General features: G+C 68.3%; 17 protein-coding genes and 1 pseudogene. 11 read left to right on the top strand and 7 right to left on the bottom strand.

Translation table 11 applies throughout. The features are described from left to right. Position 1 precedes the first annotated feature (1 nt). Positions 2-256 carry a DUF7660 family protein gene (locus SPR02S_RS49960; protein ID WP_026151629.1) on the top strand — a complete coding sequence of 85 codons (255 nt, stop codon included), beginning with the start codon at positions 2-4 and terminating at the stop codon, positions 254-256. Between the two features lie 222 nt (positions 257-478). Here the strand turns inward: SPR02S_RS49960 and SPR02S_RS49955 are convergent, their stop codons facing one another. Beyond that, entirely contained in the window at positions 479-2,092 is a 1,614-nt protein-coding gene (locus SPR02S_RS49955) for a tyrosine-type recombinase/integrase (RefSeq protein ID WP_019064590.1), read from the bottom strand. After that, a complete protein-coding gene (locus tag SPR02S_RS49950; RefSeq protein WP_019064589.1) occupies positions 2,089-2,784 on the bottom strand; it encodes a helix-turn-helix domain-containing protein in 696 nt (231 codons plus the stop codon). Before SPR02S_RS49950 ends, SPR02S_RS49955 begins: the two co-directional genes overlap by 4 nt. Positions 2,785-2,878: 94 nt before the next feature. Here SPR02S_RS49950 and SPR02S_RS49945 point away from each other — a divergent pair, with 94 nt between their 5' ends. From SPR02S_RS49945 to SPR02S_RS49925, 5 genes are all read left to right on the top strand, one after another. Then, a complete protein-coding gene (locus SPR02S_RS49945; protein WP_019064588.1) occupies positions 2,879-3,109 on the top strand; it encodes a hypothetical protein in 231 nt (76 codons plus the stop codon). A 233-nt stretch (positions 3,110-3,342) separates the two neighbouring features. Further along, positions 3,343-4,668 carry a DUF3631 domain-containing protein gene (locus SPR02S_RS49940; protein ID WP_019064587.1) on the top strand — a complete coding sequence of 442 codons (1,326 nt, stop codon included), beginning with the start codon at positions 3,343-3,345 and terminating at the stop codon, positions 4,666-4,668. A 498-nt stretch (positions 4,669-5,166) separates the two neighbouring features. Then, entirely contained in the window at positions 5,167-6,030 is an 864-nt protein-coding gene (locus SPR02S_RS49935; RefSeq protein ID WP_019064586.1) for a DUF2637 domain-containing protein, read from the top strand. Positions 6,031-6,374: 344 nt separating this feature from the next. Beyond that, a complete protein-coding gene (locus tag SPR02S_RS49930; protein WP_019064585.1) occupies positions 6,375-6,935 on the top strand; it encodes a MobC family plasmid mobilization relaxosome protein in 561 nt (186 codons plus the stop codon). Further along, positions 6,932-8,647 (top strand): relaxase/mobilization nuclease domain-containing protein, encoded by a 1,716-nt coding sequence (locus SPR02S_RS49925; protein WP_019064584.1) that lies wholly within the window; start codon positions 6,932-6,934, stop codon positions 8,645-8,647. The genes SPR02S_RS49930 and SPR02S_RS49925 overlap by 4 nt, the downstream gene beginning before the upstream one ends. A 318-nt stretch (positions 8,648-8,965) precedes the next feature. On the opposite strand, the gene SPR02S_RS49920 is transcribed toward SPR02S_RS49925, so the two are convergent. The 5 genes from SPR02S_RS49920 to SPR02S_RS49900 all read right to left on the bottom strand — a co-directional run bounded on the left by SPR02S_RS49920 (position 8,966) and on the right by SPR02S_RS49900 (position 13,054). After that, positions 8,966-9,799: a hypothetical protein gene (locus tag SPR02S_RS49920; protein ID WP_245607766.1), complete on the bottom strand. Its 834-nt coding sequence runs from the start codon at positions 9,797-9,799 to the stop codon at positions 8,966-8,968. Between the two features lie 197 nt (positions 9,800-9,996). Continuing rightward, positions 9,997-10,569: an HAD domain-containing protein gene (locus SPR02S_RS49915; RefSeq protein WP_019064582.1), complete on the bottom strand. Its 573-nt coding sequence runs from the start codon at positions 10,567-10,569 to the stop codon at positions 9,997-9,999. 30 nt (positions 10,570-10,599) lie between these two features. Further along, entirely contained in the window at positions 10,600-11,298 is a 699-nt protein-coding gene (locus tag SPR02S_RS49910) for a class I SAM-dependent methyltransferase (RefSeq protein ID WP_019064581.1), read from the bottom strand. Beyond that, positions 11,299-12,210, bottom strand: coding sequence for a phosphotransferase family protein (locus SPR02S_RS49905; protein WP_019064580.1), 912 nt, complete (start codon positions 12,208-12,210; stop codon positions 11,299-11,301). It lies immediately after the preceding gene. A 76-nt stretch (positions 12,211-12,286) separates the two neighbouring features. After that, the gene (locus SPR02S_RS49900) at positions 12,287-13,054 is read right to left on the bottom strand and encodes a hypothetical protein (protein WP_019064579.1); all 768 of its coding nucleotides are present in this window, start codon (positions 13,052-13,054) and stop codon (positions 12,287-12,289) included. Positions 13,055-13,278: 224 nt separating this feature from the next. Here SPR02S_RS49900 and SPR02S_RS49895 point away from each other — a divergent pair, with 224 nt between their 5' ends. The 5 genes and pseudogenes from SPR02S_RS49895 to SPR02S_RS63660 form a co-directional block, all read left to right on the top strand. Next, a complete protein-coding gene (locus SPR02S_RS49895; RefSeq protein ID WP_019064578.1) occupies positions 13,279-14,634 on the top strand; it encodes an NsdA family TPR-like regulatory protein in 1,356 nt (451 codons plus the stop codon). Between the two features lie 36 nt (positions 14,635-14,670). Continuing rightward, the gene (locus tag SPR02S_RS49890; RefSeq protein ID WP_043259048.1) at positions 14,671-15,171 is read left to right on the top strand and encodes an NUDIX domain-containing protein; all 501 of its coding nucleotides are present in this window, start codon (positions 14,671-14,673) and stop codon (positions 15,169-15,171) included. 182 nt (positions 15,172-15,353) lie between these two features. Beyond that, positions 15,354-15,892: pseudogene (locus tag SPR02S_RS58215) on the top strand (GNAT family N-acetyltransferase). A 397-nt stretch (positions 15,893-16,289) separates the two neighbouring features. Next, positions 16,290-17,306: a nucleotidyltransferase domain-containing protein gene (locus SPR02S_RS49880; protein ID WP_026151626.1), complete on the top strand. Its 1,017-nt coding sequence runs from the start codon at positions 16,290-16,292 to the stop codon at positions 17,304-17,306. Positions 17,307-17,434: 128 nt separating this feature from the next. Continuing rightward, positions 17,435-18,156: hypothetical protein (locus tag SPR02S_RS63660; RefSeq protein WP_158698002.1), on the top strand; the 722-nt coding region annotated here is incomplete at its 3' end.

Below are 18,156 nucleotides of genomic sequence, written 5' to 3'. Positions count from 1 at the left end.
TATGGGCTTGCATGAAAAAGCAGACCTAGTGAGAACACGCGATGACTTCGCCCGATTCCTCACCGATGTTTTGGCTGATCTCCAGAATCGGCCTCAGGATTGGGAGAACGGTACGCTCGAAAGGTTCCTCGAAGCGTGGTCTGCCTGGGTGGTGGACATGCCTGGCTGGTATAAGAACCGCGGTGAGCGGATTCCCGACCAGCCCGACTGGAACCTCCTGGCGGCCATGGTTATGGCGGCTCGCGTATACGAATGAGCTGAAGGGTCCTCGCTCTCCGATTACGGCTAAAACGTGGCCGGAATCGGAGAGCGGCCCACGTAGGTCGTCGGTTCGAATCCGACAGGGGGCTCCTTTGAAGGCCAGGTCACATCGCCCGTGACCTGGCCTTTTGTGTTGCTCGGGGCATGACGGGTCACACGGCTGGGGTGCCGTGGGACGGCTTGCGTGAGCGATGCGTGAGCGGAGCGGCTCGGTGCCCTACTTCTTGGGCTTCTTCCGCGCCCTGTTCTTCTTCGCCTTGGCCTGGGCTTTCGCCTTCTCCATGGCCTTCTGGGCGGCCTTCGCGGCTTTGCGGGCCGCCTTCTCCGCCTCGGACTTGCGCTGGAGTGGGACCAGCTTGGCGGTGGCTTCGGCGGAGCTCTTGCCGACGTGGGGGAGAACGCTCTGGTAGATGTCCCGCGTGATGCGGGTGTCGCTGTGCCCGAGGGTGTCCGACACGATCTTCACGTCGATGCCGGCGGCGAGCATGAGCGTGGCCGCGCCGTGGCGCAGGTCGTGCAGCCGGATCGGCGGGAGACCGGAGGCGGCGACGAGCCGTTCGAAGAGGTCGGTCACTTTGCCGGGGTGCAGCCAGGAGCCGTCTTCCTGGGTGAAGACGAGACCGGTGTCGACCCAGGCCGGTCCCCATGCCTCGCGGTCAGCCTCCTGCTGCTTGCGGTGCCGCTCCAGGACGCTGACGGTGTCGTCGTCCAGGGCCACGACACGGAAGCCGCTGTCGGTCTTCGGTTCGGACGCCTCGACGTCCCATCCGTCCTGGACGAGTTGGCCGGTGACGGTGAGGGAGTGCCGGTCGAGGTTGGTCTCCGACCAGGGCTGGCCGCACGCCTCGCCGCGACGCAGGCCGCGGAAGGCGATCAGGTGCCACATGGCGTACAGCCGGTCCGCGGCGACGAAGTCGAGGAAGGCGCCGGTCTGTTCCGGCGTCCAGACCATGACGGAGGAGGGCTTCTCGCCTGTCTGCTGCCACCGGGCGACCCGCTCGTCCGTCCACACCAGGGCCTTCGGCTTGCGGACGGGGTCGATCTCGACATGGGCCGCCGGGTTGAACGTGATGATCTGTTGGCCGATCGCCTCGTTCAGGGCGGCGCGGAGCGTGGCCTTGACGTGCTGGCGCGTCGAGGGGCCCGTGATGCGGCGGAAAGGCGGCATCGCGTCGATGGCCGTCTTCATGGCCTTGCGGCGCGCCCGGTTCCCCAGGCCCTTCCACGGCACGGACGCCAACTCCTCTACCGCCGCACGCCGTTGGGCGTTCTGCTCCAGGATCTCGGCGTTGGCGTCGGTGATGGCGGTGAACATCTCGCTGAGGTGGCTGACGCGCAGTCGGTCGAGGCGCCGGTCGCCGATGTGGGGCTTGAGGTGGACGCGGACGTCGGTCTCGTAGCGGCTGACGCCCGACTTCCGGATGCGCTTGCCCGCGAGCCACCGGTCCAGCCACTCGCTCACGGTGAGGCTGCCGACGAGGTCCTGGCCGGCGTTGAGGCGACGCCGGGTCTCCTCCACGTCGGGCAGGGGAGTCTTCTCGCTGCTGACTTCCGCCAGCATGGCGGAAATCAGTTCCGTGCCTTCGGGGTCGTCGAACTCAGCCAGGCCCAAGAGGGCGCGGACGTGGTCGAGGCCGGCCTGGGCGGCCTTGCGACTGTCGTAGCCGCCACGGGCGAAGGACCTGCGGCTGCCGTCCGTACGCGGCGACAGCTCCTGGCGTATGGAGTAGGTGCAGTGGTTCTTGCCGTTGCGCTTGGGGCAGGACGTGCCGAGTTCCTTGCCGGTCTTGGGGTCGCGGCAGGAGCAGCGGCGGTAGGTGGAGCCCTTCAAAGATCGTTCTCCTCGGTGGTGCCGGTGTCAGGTTCGGGTGGGTCGAGGTCGGCGAGCGGCGAGGGCAGACGGGGTGGGATGCCGCCGCCTTCGCGGATGGCGTCGCGGTGCCGGCGCAACTCGTGCTTGGCCCTTGTGGCCTGGTCGGTGTAGCGGGCCAAAGCGCGCTCGGCTGCTTCTCGTTGGACGCGGTTGGCGGCGGTCTTCACCTTCCAGAGCTCGTAGTCCTCGCTTTCCACGGCGGCCAGGGCCGAGCGGAGTTCGAGGTCGTGGGCCAGGAAGTGGTCGAGCATGTAGTCGGTGGCGTCTTCGGCAGATGAGTTGCCGACGAACCACTGCAGCGCGTCCCAGGTCGGTTGCGGGTCCTGGTAGGGGAGTTCGCGGACTTCGGTGACGTAGCCGACGGGGTAGATCAGGCTGATCGGGGACACGCGCAGAGCCTTCGCGAGCACCATGATCTCGACCAGCGGCAGGACGGCGCGGCGGCCGGACTCCATGTTGGCGATCACGTTGCGGGGGATCGGATAGCCGATCTCCTCGCACCTGTCGGCCACATCCTGTGCGCTCCACCCCAACTCCTTCCGTCGTCTGCGGACCTCGCCGGCCACGGTGGCCATGACGTGGTCCTCCCATTCGAGGACGTCGTTCTCGTCGTCCTTCTCGTATCCATGGTCGGAACGGCGTTGTGTCATGAAGACACATTAGCTCGCTTAGCGTTGTTTCCATGGCCTGGAGACGAGCGCGATTGCCGTGTTCGCCGAGGGCTCAGCCATGGATGGAGCGCGTATGCGTGCGAACGAACCCGCCGACCGGGTGAAGGGCATGAGCCGCGAGGAGCTGCTGGAGCTTCCCGCTGCTGTTGACCTGGAGACGGGCAACCGGGCATTGGGGCTCGGGCGGAGCAAGGGATACGAGTTGGCGAAGCGGGGCCTGTACCCGTGCAAGGTGCTGAGGCTGGGCAACGCCTATCGGGTGGTGACCGCAGATCTCCTGGCCCTCTTGGGGCTGGCCGCATGAGGGGGCGGGTGCGTAGCAGTCGTTTCTGCGCTGAGCTGACACAGAAACGCTGGACTGTGGACAGGCGTGACCGTACTGTCCGTGGTCCCTCGCGGTACCCGAATGCCTGCGAGAAGAGGGAGAGCCCCCGGCGGTGCAACGCCGGAGGCCCCAAAGCTCCCCAGCAATCCACTGCGAACCGACCCGGCGGCACGGACATACACGTCCGCTACCGCCAGACGAGGAGCTGCCGAGTGCAACCCGAGAACCCCGAGCCCTATTCCGCCCCCGCAAAGGCGAGCTGGCCCACGACCGCCGTACCCGGCCGGCCCGGCGCCCACCTCCGCGCCGCGCAGGCCGGCGACGTCGATCCGGGTCACGGGGGCAATGCGACCGCCCGTAGCGCCGATGAGGCGGATGCGTCGAACGGGCTGGAGGCGATACCCGATGCGGAGCCGACCCACGGCTCGAAGCTGCTGGACGAACTGCGGTCGCAGATCGCCCAGTTCGTGATCGCGCCCTCGCCGGAGGCACTGGACGCGATCACCTTGTGGGTGGCGGCGACGCATCTGCAGCCCGCGTGGCAGCACGCCCCGCGCCTGGCAGTGGTGGGTCCCGCGAAGCGGTGCGGCAAGTCGCGATTGCTGGACGTGCTTACCGAGACGGTCCACGAGCCGATGCTCACCATCAACACCACGCCTGCGGCAATCTTCCGCTCCATTGATGAGGGGGAGCCACCGACACTCCTGGTGGACGAGGCGGACACCATCTTCGGCACGCCCAAGCAGGCGGAGCGGAACGAGGAGACGCGCGGCCTGCTGAACGCCGGTCACCAGCGGGGCCGTTACGTCACCCGGGTGGTCGGCAACGACCACACCCCGCACAAGTTCGCCACCTTCGCCATGGCGGCCATCGCAGGGATCGGCGACCTGCCGGACACGGTCATGGACCGGGCGGTGGTGATCCGGATGCGCCGCCGGGCCGAAGGGGAGAAGGTCAGGCCCTTCCGCTCCCGCCGCGACATCCCGGCCCTGCACGATCTGCGCGACCGCATCCACGCGTGGGCCAGGCCCCTGCTGGACGAGGCCGCGAACCAGGAGCCGGACATGCCGGTCGAGGACCGCGCCGCCGACACCTGGGAGCCCCTGGTGATCGTCGCCGACCTGGCCGGTGGCTCCTGGCCGCGCCGGGCCCGTGTGGCGTGCGCACGGATGGTCGCCGCCGAAGCGGCGGCCGAGGAGGACCACCCCAGCGGCGCGCGGATCCTTGCCGACATCCGCCGGGTCTTCGCCGCTCAGCGTGAGGTGGACAGCCTGTCCACCGAGGAACTCCTCCATCAGCTGCGCCAGGACCCCGAGGCTCCCTGGGCGGAGTGGGGACGCGGCGGGCTGACCGCCCGCGAACTGGGCAGGATGCTGCGGGACTTCGACATCAGGCCGGGCAACGTCCGGATGGCCGACGGAACCCAGCGCAAGGGCTACATGCGCAACAAGTTCCTCGACGCCTGGCGGCGGTACTGCCCCACCGTCCACCCTGTTCCCTCAGGGAACGCCCAACCTGCTCGTCGGAGCGACGGCTGAGCCCCGACGCCGCTGGTTGCCGTCCGTGCCGTCCCTGCCGTGATCTCGCAGGTCAAACGGCCTGCGGCCGAGACGGCAGTCGGGGTCAAGACGGCAACGTGATCACGACCAGCGCGTTGCCCGCCCAAGACGCTGCCCAGATCCGTCTTACGACGTCTTAGGCGTCCTTGCCGTATCAGCGCTGGTCACGGCCCTGCCCGTCGAGACGGGAGACGCACCGGCGCCGTCCTGGCTCGACAGGGCCACCCGAGCCGGGGTTCAAGCACGACGAACTGCCTGACCCTCCCTTGCCGCAGGGCTGAAGACGCCGACGGCACCCGCCGGGACGGAAGACCGAAGCCACTGCCGTACCTGCCCTGACCTGCGCTTGCAACGGCCAAGACGCCCAAGACGCACCACACCGCTACCCCAGGAGTGCCTCGCTTGACCCCCCTGCCCCTCGCCCATCCACCACTTCACCAGCCGCCGGGCGACCGGTCGAGCAAAGGGCGGTTGACGATGACCAAGCACGATGCCGAGCGATACGTGCTCGGCGCGGCCGGCATCGTCATTGTTGCCCTGACCGCCGGAGCGTTCTGGCTCTCGTACGCGCACTTGGCCGACGTCGCCGGCCAGCACGGGCTGGGAGCGTCACCGGTTCGCCGCTGGGCGTGGCCCGCCACACTGGACGCGTTCATCGTCGCGGGCGAACTGCTCATGCTCCGCGCGGGCCTGCGCCGGTTCACCGACGGCTGGGCCATCGCCGTGACCGCCATCGGGTCGGTCGGCTCCATCGCGCTGAACGTCGCCGGGGTCAGCGGCACGGGCAACGTCGGCATGGTCCCGCGCCTCGACTACGTGGTCGCCGCAGTGCCACCGGCCGCCGCGATGGTGGCCTTCGGCGTACTGATGCGGCAGATCCACCAACTCGTCGAGCAGCCTGGCGACCACTCGGACCCGGTCTCCATCCAGGTGTCGGAACCAGCGCTCACCACATCCGTCCAGCCCGTCGAGCCGTCGTCCGTCGCGGTCGCGCAGCCTGCTGAGACTCCGGTCGAGCGCGTCCAGCCTGCCGAGCTACCGCGCGATCCCGTCCAGGCCACTGAGCTATCGGCCGCCGGATCCGTCCAGTCGTCGGAACCACTTTCCGATACTGCGGAGAGCAAGCCGCGCGGTGGCCGTCCACCCGGAGCCCCGCTCGACGTACTCGTGGAGATCGGACGGGCTGCTGCCGCTGAGCAGGGCAAGCTCACCCGAGCCGTTGTCCGAACGGCAGTTGAGGACAAGGGGCTGACGATCGGCAGTAAACGGCTGACCGAGGTGATGGACACCCTCCGGGCCCAGCCCGAAGCCGCCTCCGACACCGGTCCGGCCAGCGGCTGACCGGAACCTCTACCGGGTGACCTGATCCCTTTCCGGTCACCCGGCCTGCGGGTCACCGCCCCACGCGTCCTTGCTCATCCACACCTGTGGACGGGGCGGTGGCCACCCGTGCTCCACCGGACCTTCCCGACCACCTGCCTGCCCTAGCGCCCTTCGCCGGAGAACCGTTCATGACGCACGACCCGCACCACCCCGAGGACGCTCGTGACGAGCCGCTGCCGTTGAGGAAGTCACCTACGCTGATGGGGCGTTTGCGCCGCGCGTTCGGACGGGCTGCCCCTGGCGGAGCCAGTAGTACCCCGAGTCCGACTCATGGCCGGACTTCGGGGGTCTCCGCCCCGGGGGTGGCGGAGACGGCCCAGCACCAGGGGACGCCGGACCAAGAGTTCGAGGCTGAGGGCGGCCCCGACTCGGACACGCTCCACGCCGTCCAGCGTGAAGTACTCCATCCCGCCCGCTCCGCCGAGACCGCCGCCGGCGAGCCCGCTGTGCAGAGCGTGCAGCCCATGATCCGCCGCTTCACCGGCACCAAGCGCGTCGTCCGCGTCGGCCCCCTGCGCTTCACCGGCAACGAGCACACCCAGCTCCAGGAGGCAGCTGTCGAGCACGGCTACAAAGGCGACTCCGGATTCGCCGCCGACATCGTCCTCGCCTTCATCACCGGCAGGTTCACCGCCAACCTGCCCCTGTCCGAGGACCGCCGCCGTACGCACATCTTCCGCGCCCAGGTCCTGCGCGAACTCAACCGGATCGGCGTCAACGTCAACCAGATCGCCCGTGCCCTCAACAGCGACCACACCCCACCCGACATCCGCCGGCGCCTCACCGAACTCCACGACCTACTGGAGCTGATCGCCGAAGCCCTGCGCCAGCCCGTCGACCCTGAGACGGAGGCGTCCGCGTGATCGCCGCCATCAAACCGGCCGGTTCCAACACCCGGGGCCTGCTCGCCTACCTCTACGGCCCCGGCCGCCAGGACGAACACCTCGATCCGCACATCGTGGCGGGGTTCGCGATGCTTGGCATGCCCGACCCCGGCCGCGACGAGAACGCCACCCTCACTGAATTGGCCCGCCATCTCGACGAGCCCGTCCGTCTGCGCAACAGCGAGTTCGGCAAGAAGGTCACCGACCACGTCTGGCACTGCCCCGTCCGCGCCGCCCCCGAAGACCGCTATCTCTCCGACGCCGAGTGGGGCGAGATCGCCCAGCGCATCGTCGAGGCGGCCGGCATCGCACCCGCCGGTGACGACTTGGCCTGCCGCTGGATCGCCGTACGCCACGCGGACGACCACATCCACATCCTCGCCACCACCGTCCGCGAAGACGGCCGCCGCCCCAAACTCCACGACAGCGGCCTCCGCGTCGGCGACGCATGCCGCGAGATCGAAAAGGACTACGGGCTACGCCAGTTGAAGAAGGGTGACCGCACCGGCATCCGTCGACCCACCCAGGCCGAGATGCACAAGGCCAAACGGCTCGGCTGGGAGCAGACCAGTCCCGCGTGGCTCGAAGACCGAATCCGTGCCGCCATCCCTCACGCCAAGAGCGCCGAGGAACTGCTCGCCTACCTCGAAGCCGACGGCATCCTGATCAAGGCCAGGCGCGGCCCGTCGGGGGATCTCCTCGGCTACGCCGCTGGCCGCCCCGGAGACATCAACGGAAAGGGCGAACAGATCTTCCACTCGGGCAAGAGGATCGCCACCGACCTCACCCTGCCCAAGCTCCAGGCCCGCCTGGAAAACGCCGTGCCGGAGGAGCACCCCACCGCCCGCCGCAACCGCCCCAGCACCTCCTGGCAACAAGCCACAGACGCCGTAGACACCTTCCACACCGATCTCACTGACGACTCCCACGCCCAAGCCCACATCACGGCCCTCGGTGAGCTCATCGAAGCCACCGCCCAGAAGGCCCCCGACAACCTGCGTCCACAACTCCAAGCCGCCTCAAGGGCGTTCGCCCGAGCCCAGCGGTCTCAGGTCTGGGCGGAAGACCGTGCCGCGCACACCTTGCGCAGTGCGGCACGTGACATCGTCCACACCGCCACCGGCCCCGACGGCAGCGCGCTGGCTGCCTTGATCGCAGCCCTGGTCTGGGCCGCGGTTATCGCCGGGCGCTGGCACGAAGCGCAGAACCACGCTCAGCAGACCGACGCCGCCCGCCAGGCCGTCCAGCACCTCCAGACAGCCGCCGACCGTGCGCTAGCTCCGACGCTCGCCGAACTCGCAGCCCGACCGCCAAGGGAGGAGGCGCGTCGCGTTCTGGTCAGCGATGTGCGAGCAGCTGTCCCCGACCACGCCGAGCGGATCCTCTCCGATCCGGCCTGGCCAGCACTCGCCACCGTCCTCGCCGACGCCGAAGCCCGCGGCCACCAACCCCATCAGCTCCTCAAGGAGGCCGCTGCTCAGCGCGAGTTGGACACTGCTCGCCAACCCGCCCGCGTGCTCATCACCCGCATCCAGCACACCGGCCGAAACCCGGCACCCAACCGCCGTGCCGAGGCCGCCCGCCGACGCTCGACCATTGCAAGCTCGACGCCTGTCCAGCAGAGCCGGGGGCCCCAGCCCTCACCGGTAGCGGTGACGACTGCTGAACAGCGGCATCAACAGCGCCGGTAGGCGGGAAATGCTTCGTTTGCCGAGCCAGCACTGCCAAGCCGAGATAGCGCCCTCGCCTTTCGTGGTGGCGAGGGCACGAGCGCGTCTTGCGGCTTGTCCCCGTGGCTATATACGTGAGTAGCGATGCCGTTTCGGCGTGAGCCGGGGAGTCGCGCACCCTTGCGGCTAGGTGCTGTACACGAGACCGGGAGTCACCCGCGCCCCGGTTGGGGGAACCGGCGAAATGGGGTGCTCGGGTGACGGAATACGCGGGCGCAAGGTCAGTCGGCTGGGCAACTTCGGCTCTGGCGGGACTCGCAGTGATGGGTCGGCGCCCCGTTAGCCGAGCTTTCGTAGCACCTCGGCGATGGTAGCCCGGTATGTCCGCAGCGCCTGCAGCCCGGCGGTGTAGCGGTCGCGGTGCTGTGCGATGTCCAGTGCCTGCTGCTGTGCCCGTGCAGCGTGCCAGAGCTCGGCCGTGTGGTGGCGTTGCTTGCAGGTGACGTCCGCGACGGCGGTGGCCCGCTCCCGTTGCGTATGCCGGGTGTTGCCGTCACTGCCCCGCTGCCAGGCGGTGTCCGTGTACGCCGCGACGGGGTCGGGATAGCGCGTGAATCCTTGTTCTGCGACACAGCGGGACCACACGTCCCAAGCTGCACGGAGGCGCGGATCGCGCTTGACCGCCTTGTCGACCTCGATCGCCCGTGTACTTGCGTAGAGCCAATCGCGCTTGAGGTCGATGCCGCGCAGCAGCAGCCGGCTCGCCTCAGCGTTGCAGGCGGGGAAGTCCGCGTACTCGGCATTGGTCATACGGCGGCCCTTCGGCGGGAGGGCCAGGGGCTTGGCCGGGTCCCAGCCGTAGCCCCAGCGGCGGGCGGCGGCGAGATCCAGGGCGCCGTAGTCGGTGCTGACCGCGATGGCGACGACGGGGTCGCTGGGGTAGCGGGGGTCGAGCGGGAAGTCCGGGTGGCCGCGCTCCGCCATGCACTGCCGGACCAGCAACGCTGATGCCCGCTGCGATCGTTGGTAGTCCTGCGGCGTGTAGTCGTAGCGGTCGGCCGGCAGGGGGCCGAGGTCCGACGCCGTGCGGATGACGTCCGGGCGCTCGGGACCGGAGACGCAGATCGCCGCCAGCACCGCCACGACACCCAGTCGCCACCCCCGCCTCGTCATGCGGAGAGATGTTAGCGGGCGGCGCGCAGCGGCGGCCGTGGCCCCCAGCAGCTCCTCCAACAGGCCGCCGACCAAAGCGCCTTGGACGGCCCCGACTCTGGGCGGCGAGGACCCGGCAGCCATCGCCGCTTTCTACTCAGGAGGGTGTCGGTGCTTGCCTCTTGGCCGGCCAGGCGCTTCCTGCAGCCTTATCGCTGTTATGCGGCCCTGGCTGAAGCGTCTGGAACACCGGCCCGTGTGACGGGCAACAGCGCTGCCCACGCCAGGACTTCGACCAGGTGCTCGGCCAGGAGTCCGACGTGGGGGTCAGGCTGAACCAGGGTGGTCGCCTGGCCGCGGGTGCTGCGTTCCGCCGCCCATTCGTGGTCGCGGCTGGTGAAGTCGTCGTCGATCCAGATAACTGGCGCGTCGCCGAGCCAGGTGTCGACGTGATCGCGTTTCCACAGATACCCGTTGGGGTGGCTGGTGGTGATCTGCGGGCGTGGGAGGTCGACGAACGGCAGGGGTGGGAGGCCGAGGAGCGGTCCGATCAGAGTGCTGGCATCGTGGCGCCAGCTGGTGCACCAGACGGGGGTGACCAGGCCGGTCCGGATCACCTGCATGAGCAAGGGGCCGTGCGCAGGGTTGAGCCAGATGGTGACCGGGTCGTCGGCGCTTCGGTCAGCGGGCACGACATCGTGCCGGTTGTGGGTTGCCGGACTGGCCTCTTCGGCGTCCGGAAAAGGTATGAGGACGCCGTCGACGTCGAGCAGGAGGTAGGGCGGGCGCATCGGTTTCTCCCAGGGGAGCCGGGTTGGGGGTCAGAGCTTGCGCGCGGTGATGAGGAGAGTGGTGGGCCAGCGGCCACCGTGGCGCGCGTCATGGAACTCCTCGGCCGAGGTGAGCCAGAGCCCGGCGCGGTCGAGGTGTTTCTCCCAGCGGTTGGTGTCGAAGTCCCAGCGGGCGATGGGCAGTTGGCTGCGGTCGGGGAGGGTGACGTAGTCGCGGCGGGGCCGGTCGTCGGTGGCGGGGCGTAGGCCGCCGCGTTGGGGGTGGGGGACCGAGAAGGCGAGAGTGCGCCGGGGTTTGAGGTGCTGGGCGATGGCCGGGAGCAGAAGCTCGGGGGCAACGAGACCGATGGCGCCGAAGACTGAGTAGACGGCGTCGAACTGCTCGTCTGTGGCTTGCAGGTAGTGCAGGGCGTGGCCGGCGACGAAGGTGAGGTTGTTCAGTCGACCGTAGTGCGAGCGGGCTCGGCGGACCTGGAGGCCGACGAGGTCGACGCCGGTGACGTGGGCGCCGTAGCGGGTGGCGAGGTGGGCAGCGTTGTGGCCGGGGCCGCAGCCGAGTTCGAGCAGTCGCTTGTGGCGCAGGTCCGGGCCGAGGATTTCGGCGCCGGGCCCGCTGCCGGGCCGGGTGGTCCATTCCATCCGGGCGGGCACGGCCAGCGGTTCGGCGGGAGCAGCCGTGGTGCGTTGCAACGCGTGGACGTACCAAGGGGAAGCCTGGGCGGCGAGCACCTAGACCTCCAAGAGGTGCAGGACATCGGTGAGGTGACGGCGTACGGCCTTGATGTACGCGGGGTCGCTGGCCGGGTCGTTGATCCAGCGGATGGACTGCTCCATGAACCACTCGACGGCCCACATGCGGTGCCAGCCCAGTGCCCACTGCTCGGCGGGCAGTCCGCCGCGTTCGGCGAGAGCATCGGGGGTGCCGCCTTCGGTGACGTAGGTGTCCAGGAAGACCCGCAGGCGCACGGGATCGGGGGTGTCGAGGGTGCCGTGCCAACTGGCGAGGTCCAGGAGGCCGGGGCCGGTGAAGGCGCGGGCGAAGTCCAGCAGCCGCCAGCCGTGCCGGCCGATGTGGAGGCTGGTGGGGTGGAACTCGGAGTGCACCCAGCCGAACGGCGCCACCGTCGTACCGGCCGAGCGGGTCTCGGCTGCCTGGGCGATCCGGTCGAGCGCGTCTTCGACGCCGTCCGTGTCCTGCCACCGGTCGGCTTTGCGGAGTTGGCCGAGATGCTCCAGGGCTCGGGTCGGCAGGGTGCGCAGCCGTTCCTGGTCCAGGACGGGCAGGGCGGAGGCGGTGCGGGTGCCGTGCAGGACGACGGCTGCGGCTGCGCCGTCGAGGTCGTCGGCCTCGCGAATCGGAGCGCCGAGGTCTTCCAGCAGCATGCCGAGCCAGCCGTCCAGCACCGCGGAGGCGTGAACGGTGGGCACCGGGACACCGAGGGTGTGGGCCAGCCGGAGGGCCTGGTCCTCGCTGTCGAACGGCCTCTTGGCGTACTTGAAGATGGCGGTGGTGTCGTCGGGGAAGGTCAGGCGCTCGACGCCGGACATGGACCACACGCGCACCTCCTCGCGAACGGCGGTGGTGCGGCTCGCCAGGGTGAGCAGGTTGTCGAGGAGTTCGGTGGTGGGGTTCGCGGTCACGTGGGGGCTCCAGGGGGTTGGTGGCGTCCGGGGCGGGCGAGAGGTGCCGACCCGCCCCGGAGCCAAGATGGTGGTGCTACGCGGCCGGGTCCACGCGGTGGGCGTAGACCTGCTCGATCCAGCCGGACTTGAAGGCCGCGAGGTCGTCGCGGAAGGCGGTCATCGAGGCACCGTAGGGCGCCACGACGCCACCGCTCTGGTCCGGCACGGACTGGCAGCCGTGCACGAGCCGTCCGCCGAGGGCGGCGTGGGCCTTGATGGCCTCGATGCGGCGGTGCTCGTTGAACCAGCCGCCGTGGTAGACCTCGTCGAGCATGCCGCCCGTCTCGTCGTCCAGGTCGAAGACGACGGAGGTGGCGGCGGGGAAGAACCAGCACGGGCCGACGTTGGAGATGTGTCCGTCCAACTCGACCTTGTTGAGCGCCATCAGCGTGGCCGCCTCGCGCAGCGTCCGCAGGTGGTCGGCGGTGAACTGCGGCAGGCCGAGGCCGGCGAGGTGCTCGTCGCGGAAGAGGTACGCGTACACCTCGTAGGCGGTGGCGAGCACCATGGAGGCGTCCGAGGTGGACTTGGCGTGGGTCTTGATGAACTCCAGCGCGAGCTGCTCGACCGCGCTCTCGGTCGTCTCCTCCACGTTCAGGAGCTGGGACTTGACCAGCTCCCAGTCGGCGACGAGCCACGTGCTGGACTCGAAGCGGAAGAAGTACTCGGCCGGGTCGATGGTGATGCGCCGGCCGTCGATCTGGATGCCGGGCAGGCGGCTCCAACGCTCGTCGAACGCCTCGGGCAGTACGACCGTGATGGCCGTCGTGTCCGTCGTAGCTGTGGTGTCGATGGTGGTCACCGTGTCTCCGTCTCTGATCGGCCGGGTCCGGGCACAGGAATGCCCGAACCCGGTGTAGGCGTACGGAACTTCGGGGGCCGCCCGGCCGAAGGGGGAGCCTGGTCTCGGTGTCGGACCGGGGCCGGGCGGCTGATGATTAGTGAACCCTCCGTCACGCACAGTGGGTACGGTGAGAGGCAGTTGAAGCGGTATACGCGGTTTACAGCCCCGGACGGGAGGCGAGCGTGGCAGCGCCGAGAGACCCCAACTCCCGCCTGCGCGACACCATTTCCGCGACCGGCTGCACCTACGAGGCCCTGGCGAGAGACGTCCGGCGCATCGCGGCCGAGAACGGCGAGATCCTCCAGACCAACAAGTCGGCCGTCTCCCACTGGGCCAACGGCACCCGCCAGCCCACCGGCCGGACCGGCCAGTACCTCGCCGAAGCCCTCTCCCGCCGCACGGGCCGCATCATCACCCGGACCGAGATCGGTCTACGCGCACCTGATGGCGAGGGGTCAGCCGAAGGGGATCCTGTTCTTGCCGCAACTGACCTCGGCCGGGCGGACGTTGAGCGCCGCCGCTTCCTCGCGGTGGCCGCCTTCACCACCGCTGGCGTCGCGATGCCGCTGGCTCACGACCATGAGGCCACTGCTCGCATGCTCCGTGCCCGCACTGGCACGTCCGTGGTCGGAGCGGAGGACGTGGACGTCGTACGGCAGATCACCGCTGCCTTCAGCGCGGCCGACGAACGCCTCGGCGGTGGGCATGGCCTGACCACGGTCACCGCGTACCTCGCCGACACCGCCGCCCCCATGCTCCGTGGACGTTTCCCGAGCGAAGTCTTACGGCGGGCAGCCTTCGGCGCCGTGGCCGAACTCGCCTACCTGGCAGGGTGGAAGCACCACGACCTCGGCCAGGAGGGCGCCGCCCAGCGCTACTACCAGGTCGGCTACCAGCTCGCCTGGGAAGCCGACCCGCACGGCCACGCCGCTTGGATGATGCGCGCCCTCGCCCACCAGGCCCTTAGCCTCAAACAGCCCCACCACTGCGTCGATCTCGTTGAAGGCGCGCTCGTCCGTGGTCTCGGGTACGTCGACGGCCAGACCGAGGCGCTCCTGCACATCACCCACGCCCGCTCCTACGCCGCCGTCGGTGAGAGGCCCGCAGCGGCCCGCGCCCTGCTCGCCGCCGAAGACGCTCTCCTGCGCGACGACGTTCCTCAGCCCAGCTACTCCCGGGTCAGTGGCCCCGCCGCCGGCACCGTCGCCAGCCACACCGCCCGCACCCTTACCGACCTCGCCGACCACATCGGCACCGAACAGCAGCACCGAGACGCGCTGATCCGCTGGGACCCCGAGAAGTACAAGCGCGTCCACGCTCTCACCTACGCCGACCTCGGCGACAGCCTCGCCGCCCAAGCCCGCGCCGACGAAGCCGTCGCCGCCTGGTCCCAGGCCCTGACCCTCATGGAGGGAATGACCTCCGACCGCACCCGCAAAGCCATCACCTCACTCCGCTCCACCCTCTCCATTTACCAGCGCCGCAAAGTGCCCGGAGCAGCCGAACTCGCCCGCCGCGCACGCGAAGCACTGGCCTAAGCTGCCCACCAACCGGCCGACGAAGGGACACCAGCCGTGGCTCAGCGGACAACCGATGACCAGCCCAAAGCCCTACCGCCCGCCCTCGAATCCATGACCCTGCTGGTCGCCGCAGTCATCGTCCATGACAAGGCCACCAACCGCGTCGTCCTTCTCCAGCGCAGTGAGAACGCCAAGTTCGCTCAGGGGATGTGGGATCTTCCCGTCGGTAAGAGCGAACCCGGCGAGCCCATCACCGAGACTGCGGTGCGCGAGCTGTATGAGGAGACCGGCCTGACCGTGAAACCTGAGGCTCTGACGGTCGCCCACATCATCCATGGCGCCTGGGGCGTCGAGGCCCCGAACGGTTTCCTGACCGTCGTTTTCGTAGCCCACGAGTGGACCGGCGAACCGGAGAACCGCGAGCCACGTAAGCACGCACAAGTCTGCTGGGTCGATGCCGAGGCCATTCCTGAGGAGTTCGTGGACACCACCGCGAGCGCTCTCGGCCGGTATCTCACCCGTGGTCCTCAGGTGTCGCTGGACGGATGGGCATAGGGACGAGTGCGGCGTCATCATGCCCGAACGCAACGGTATTCGTCCCCACCTTTCGGCCCCCAGATGCTTGTTGAGCTATCACATCGTCGGCTCAGGCATACAAACCTGGTCGGCGGCCCGGACCTCACCCTGACGTGGGGTCAGGGCCTGTCCGCTGATGTTGCCACCTGGAGGATGGCCGCATAACCACGGCGCCTGCCATCGAACTGCGTACCTTCACCACCCTCGACACCGTCCGCAGTGACCTCCTCGACGTGTACGCCGAGGTGCGCGCCCTGCTGCTGCACTTGCCGAACTACGCGGTCACCGCGTTCGGCGAACGCCTGGACCGCGACGGTACTGAGGCGGGGTTCGTAGCCGTCCTCGCGTACGCGGACGGCCATTCGGTCGGCTACGCCTACGGCAACACCATCGACCACGGCGACCGGTACTGGCAGCGCACCAGCCCGACGCCGGCGGAGAAGTACACCGAGCGCCCGTCGGTGGCCCTGAAGGAGATCGGCGTCCGCCCGACCTGGCGGAAGACCGGCACCGTCGGCGCATTCATGACGCACTCCTCGCCACCCGTGAGGAGCGATACGTCACCCTCATAGTCAACCCGGTCGCCAGCGACGGAAAGGTCCACCTGCTCTACAAGTCGTGGGGGTACGAGGACATTGGACGGAGCCAGCCGTCGCCGGCCTCGCCGGTACTCACGGTGATGCTCCAGGCGAACCGGTGACCAACCCCGACGAGATCGCAGACGACCTGGTCGTGGATATGGGCACCGCTGACGTATGGGTGGTGACTTCCACAATCACGCTGTGGGGTTCTGACCAGGCGCGATGGTCGACGGCCGGTCTGATCTTGGCCCGACTTCCTCATGTCAGCCTCGCTCGCGGTGATGTGCCCCATGGGCTGTTGGGTGTGGTGGATCTCCGCCCGGCTTGCATGTCGGCCTGGGCGCCGCGGGGCGGTGGGTCGTCACGGGCCGGGATTGTCAGTGGTGAGTCGTAGCCTCTTGGGAACGATGTGGTGCGGGTTCGGCACGGGGCCGAGCTAGGGCGCAGTGGGCATGTGTGGCTTCGCGACTGAGCCCACTTCCGAGAGTGACGCACCATTGGGCGAGAGGACCAGGGATGGCCGCGCTTCCCACCCAATTCGGAAAGGCACTTAGCGCCGTCGAGCCGGATGAGGACGCTGCTCACGCGCAAGACGCACACGCGCAGGTATCGACAGTGCTGGAGGATGACGAACGCCTTCGTAGCCTCGGAGTCGATCCATTGCTCATTGGGTCGTACAAACGGCACGTTTCCATCAAACGGGTGAAGGACGTCGATGTATTCGCACGGCTGACCAAAGCCGATGGGTCCCTCAGGCCAGGGGCAATTCTTGATCATGTTGCCGATATTCTTGGCGTGGCGTTCCCGGGAGACGTGGAGCGTCAGCATCGCTCGGTCAAGGTCGACTTCCCCAACTACGACTTGTCGGTGGACGTGGTGATCGCACGACCGTGTGGAGATCACTGGGAAATTCCTCAGCGGATCGAGGAAGACGGCCTGGCGCGGTGGGTCGAGACCAACCCGACCAAAATGACGGAGCTGACGACTGCGGCGAACAAGTCGTTTCTCCTGTACGAGGACGACGAAGACAGCGGTGTTTACGTCCGGATCGTCAAACTCGTCCGACAGGTGCGCCGTACCTGGGTCGATGACCAACCGGGTGGCTACTTCTTCGAGGTCCTGACCTACCACGCCTTTCAAGAGTTGCAGCCGGACGAGCAGACGGTCGCTGCATACCTCACACGGATCCTGCGACGGATCGCCGAGATCCTGCCGGAGCACGTGGATGAAGGACCTGTCGATCCCACGCTGTCCGATAAGACGATCAAGACGAAGGCCACAGCAGAGCAGATTGAGGCGGCGGCAGACCAGATGGCGAGAGCTGCAGATCTCGCCGAGGCAGCACTTGGTGAAGAAGATAGGTGTGTGGCAGCTGTGAAGTGGCGTCGGCTTCTGGGTACGACCCAGAACACCGAGGTACCGGAGGATGTCTTTCCACTGCCCGACTACTGCAACGCGGACGGTACGACCAAGAACAGGAGCGTCATCAAGGGTGCGCTGGCGGTCCCGGCGGGGCAGGACCGCTACGCGTGAGTGGGGCCGATAGCTGGGACGCTGACCTGCTCCGCGAGGGCTTGGTAGCACATGGCTTCACCGACGATGGTGTACGCCTACGAGGACCTGTTCCTTGGCTCCGTGCTGGTGCCGAAACCTGGGCGCGCGTGGAGATCGAAGTCGACGAACGCTTCCCCTTTCATCCACCGCAGGTCCGGCTTCTAGACACGGGAGCACAGCTGGAGGTCACCTTTCACGTCGACCGTGCAGCTCGTCCTGGAGTCTCCGGCAACTTGTGCTTGTGGGACGACGTATGGCCGGCCGACAGAGCGCCGTGGACTGCCCCCGACACGTTGCTGTCCCGAATCGCTGGCTGGCTCGAGCAGACGGCGGCTGGATGGCCGGGAGACAACGTTTGTGATCTTGAGCGGTACCTCGAAGCAGACCTGACGACGTTCGTGCTCTATGACGCCGAGAGCCTGGCTCGGCTCGAGGGCCACGTCGTGCGCACCCGCTGCGGCTCCACGAGCGGCACTGTGGAGATCTGGAATACCCCGCACCGTTTGAAGAAGCGCGCAGGGCGCCCTGGATTCAGCCGGGCAAACAGGCAGCTCGCGTGGGTGGAGGATCTGGGACGGATTCGTAGACCTGTCCGGTCCTGGGCTGATATTTACGATGCGCTCGGGGAGCGCGCGGCTTCGGTAGAGCGACTCATTGCAGCTGGCGCGGTGAGCCTGGTACTGCTCCGCTACCAACGCGGTGACCAGCAATCGGTCCTGGCTCTGACGGTGAAGTATGCGGCCGATGAGATCAAGGTGCGAGCCTGCGAGAGCGCGGACACAAGCAGTCAGACACGTCAGATGCGAGCTGGCACGATGGCGCCACAACT

Source organism: Streptomyces prunicolor NBRC 13075, assembly GCF_000367365.1.
Lineage (GTDB): Bacteria > Actinomycetota > Actinomycetes > Streptomycetales > Streptomycetaceae > Streptomyces > Streptomyces prunicolor.
This window is presented reverse-complemented; position numbering and strand designations above follow the sequence as displayed.

What these genes read in the sequence shown, in the direction of transcription:
- SPR02S_RS49960 (WP_026151629.1), top strand. Translation starts at nt 2, where the DNA reads ATGGGCTTGCATGAAAAAGCAGACCTAGTGAGAACACGCGATGACTTC.
- SPR02S_RS49950 (WP_019064589.1), bottom strand. Translation starts at nt 2,784, where the DNA reads ATGACACAACGCCGTTCCGACCATGGATACGAGAAGGACGACGAGAAC.
- SPR02S_RS49945 (WP_019064588.1), top strand. Translation starts at nt 2,879, where the DNA reads ATGCGTGCGAACGAACCCGCCGACCGGGTGAAGGGCATGAGCCGCGAG.
- SPR02S_RS49935 (WP_019064586.1), top strand. Translation starts at nt 5,167, where the DNA reads ATGACCAAGCACGATGCCGAGCGATACGTGCTCGGCGCGGCCGGCATC.
- SPR02S_RS49920 (WP_245607766.1), bottom strand. Translation starts at nt 9,799, where the DNA reads ATGACGAGGCGGGGGTGGCGACTGGGTGTCGTGGCGGTGCTGGCGGCG.
- SPR02S_RS49915 (WP_019064582.1), bottom strand. Translation starts at nt 10,569, where the DNA reads ATGCGCCCGCCCTACCTCCTGCTCGACGTCGACGGCGTCCTCATACCT.
- SPR02S_RS49880 (WP_026151626.1), top strand. Translation starts at nt 16,290, where the DNA reads ATGGCCGCGCTTCCCACCCAATTCGGAAAGGCACTTAGCGCCGTCGAG.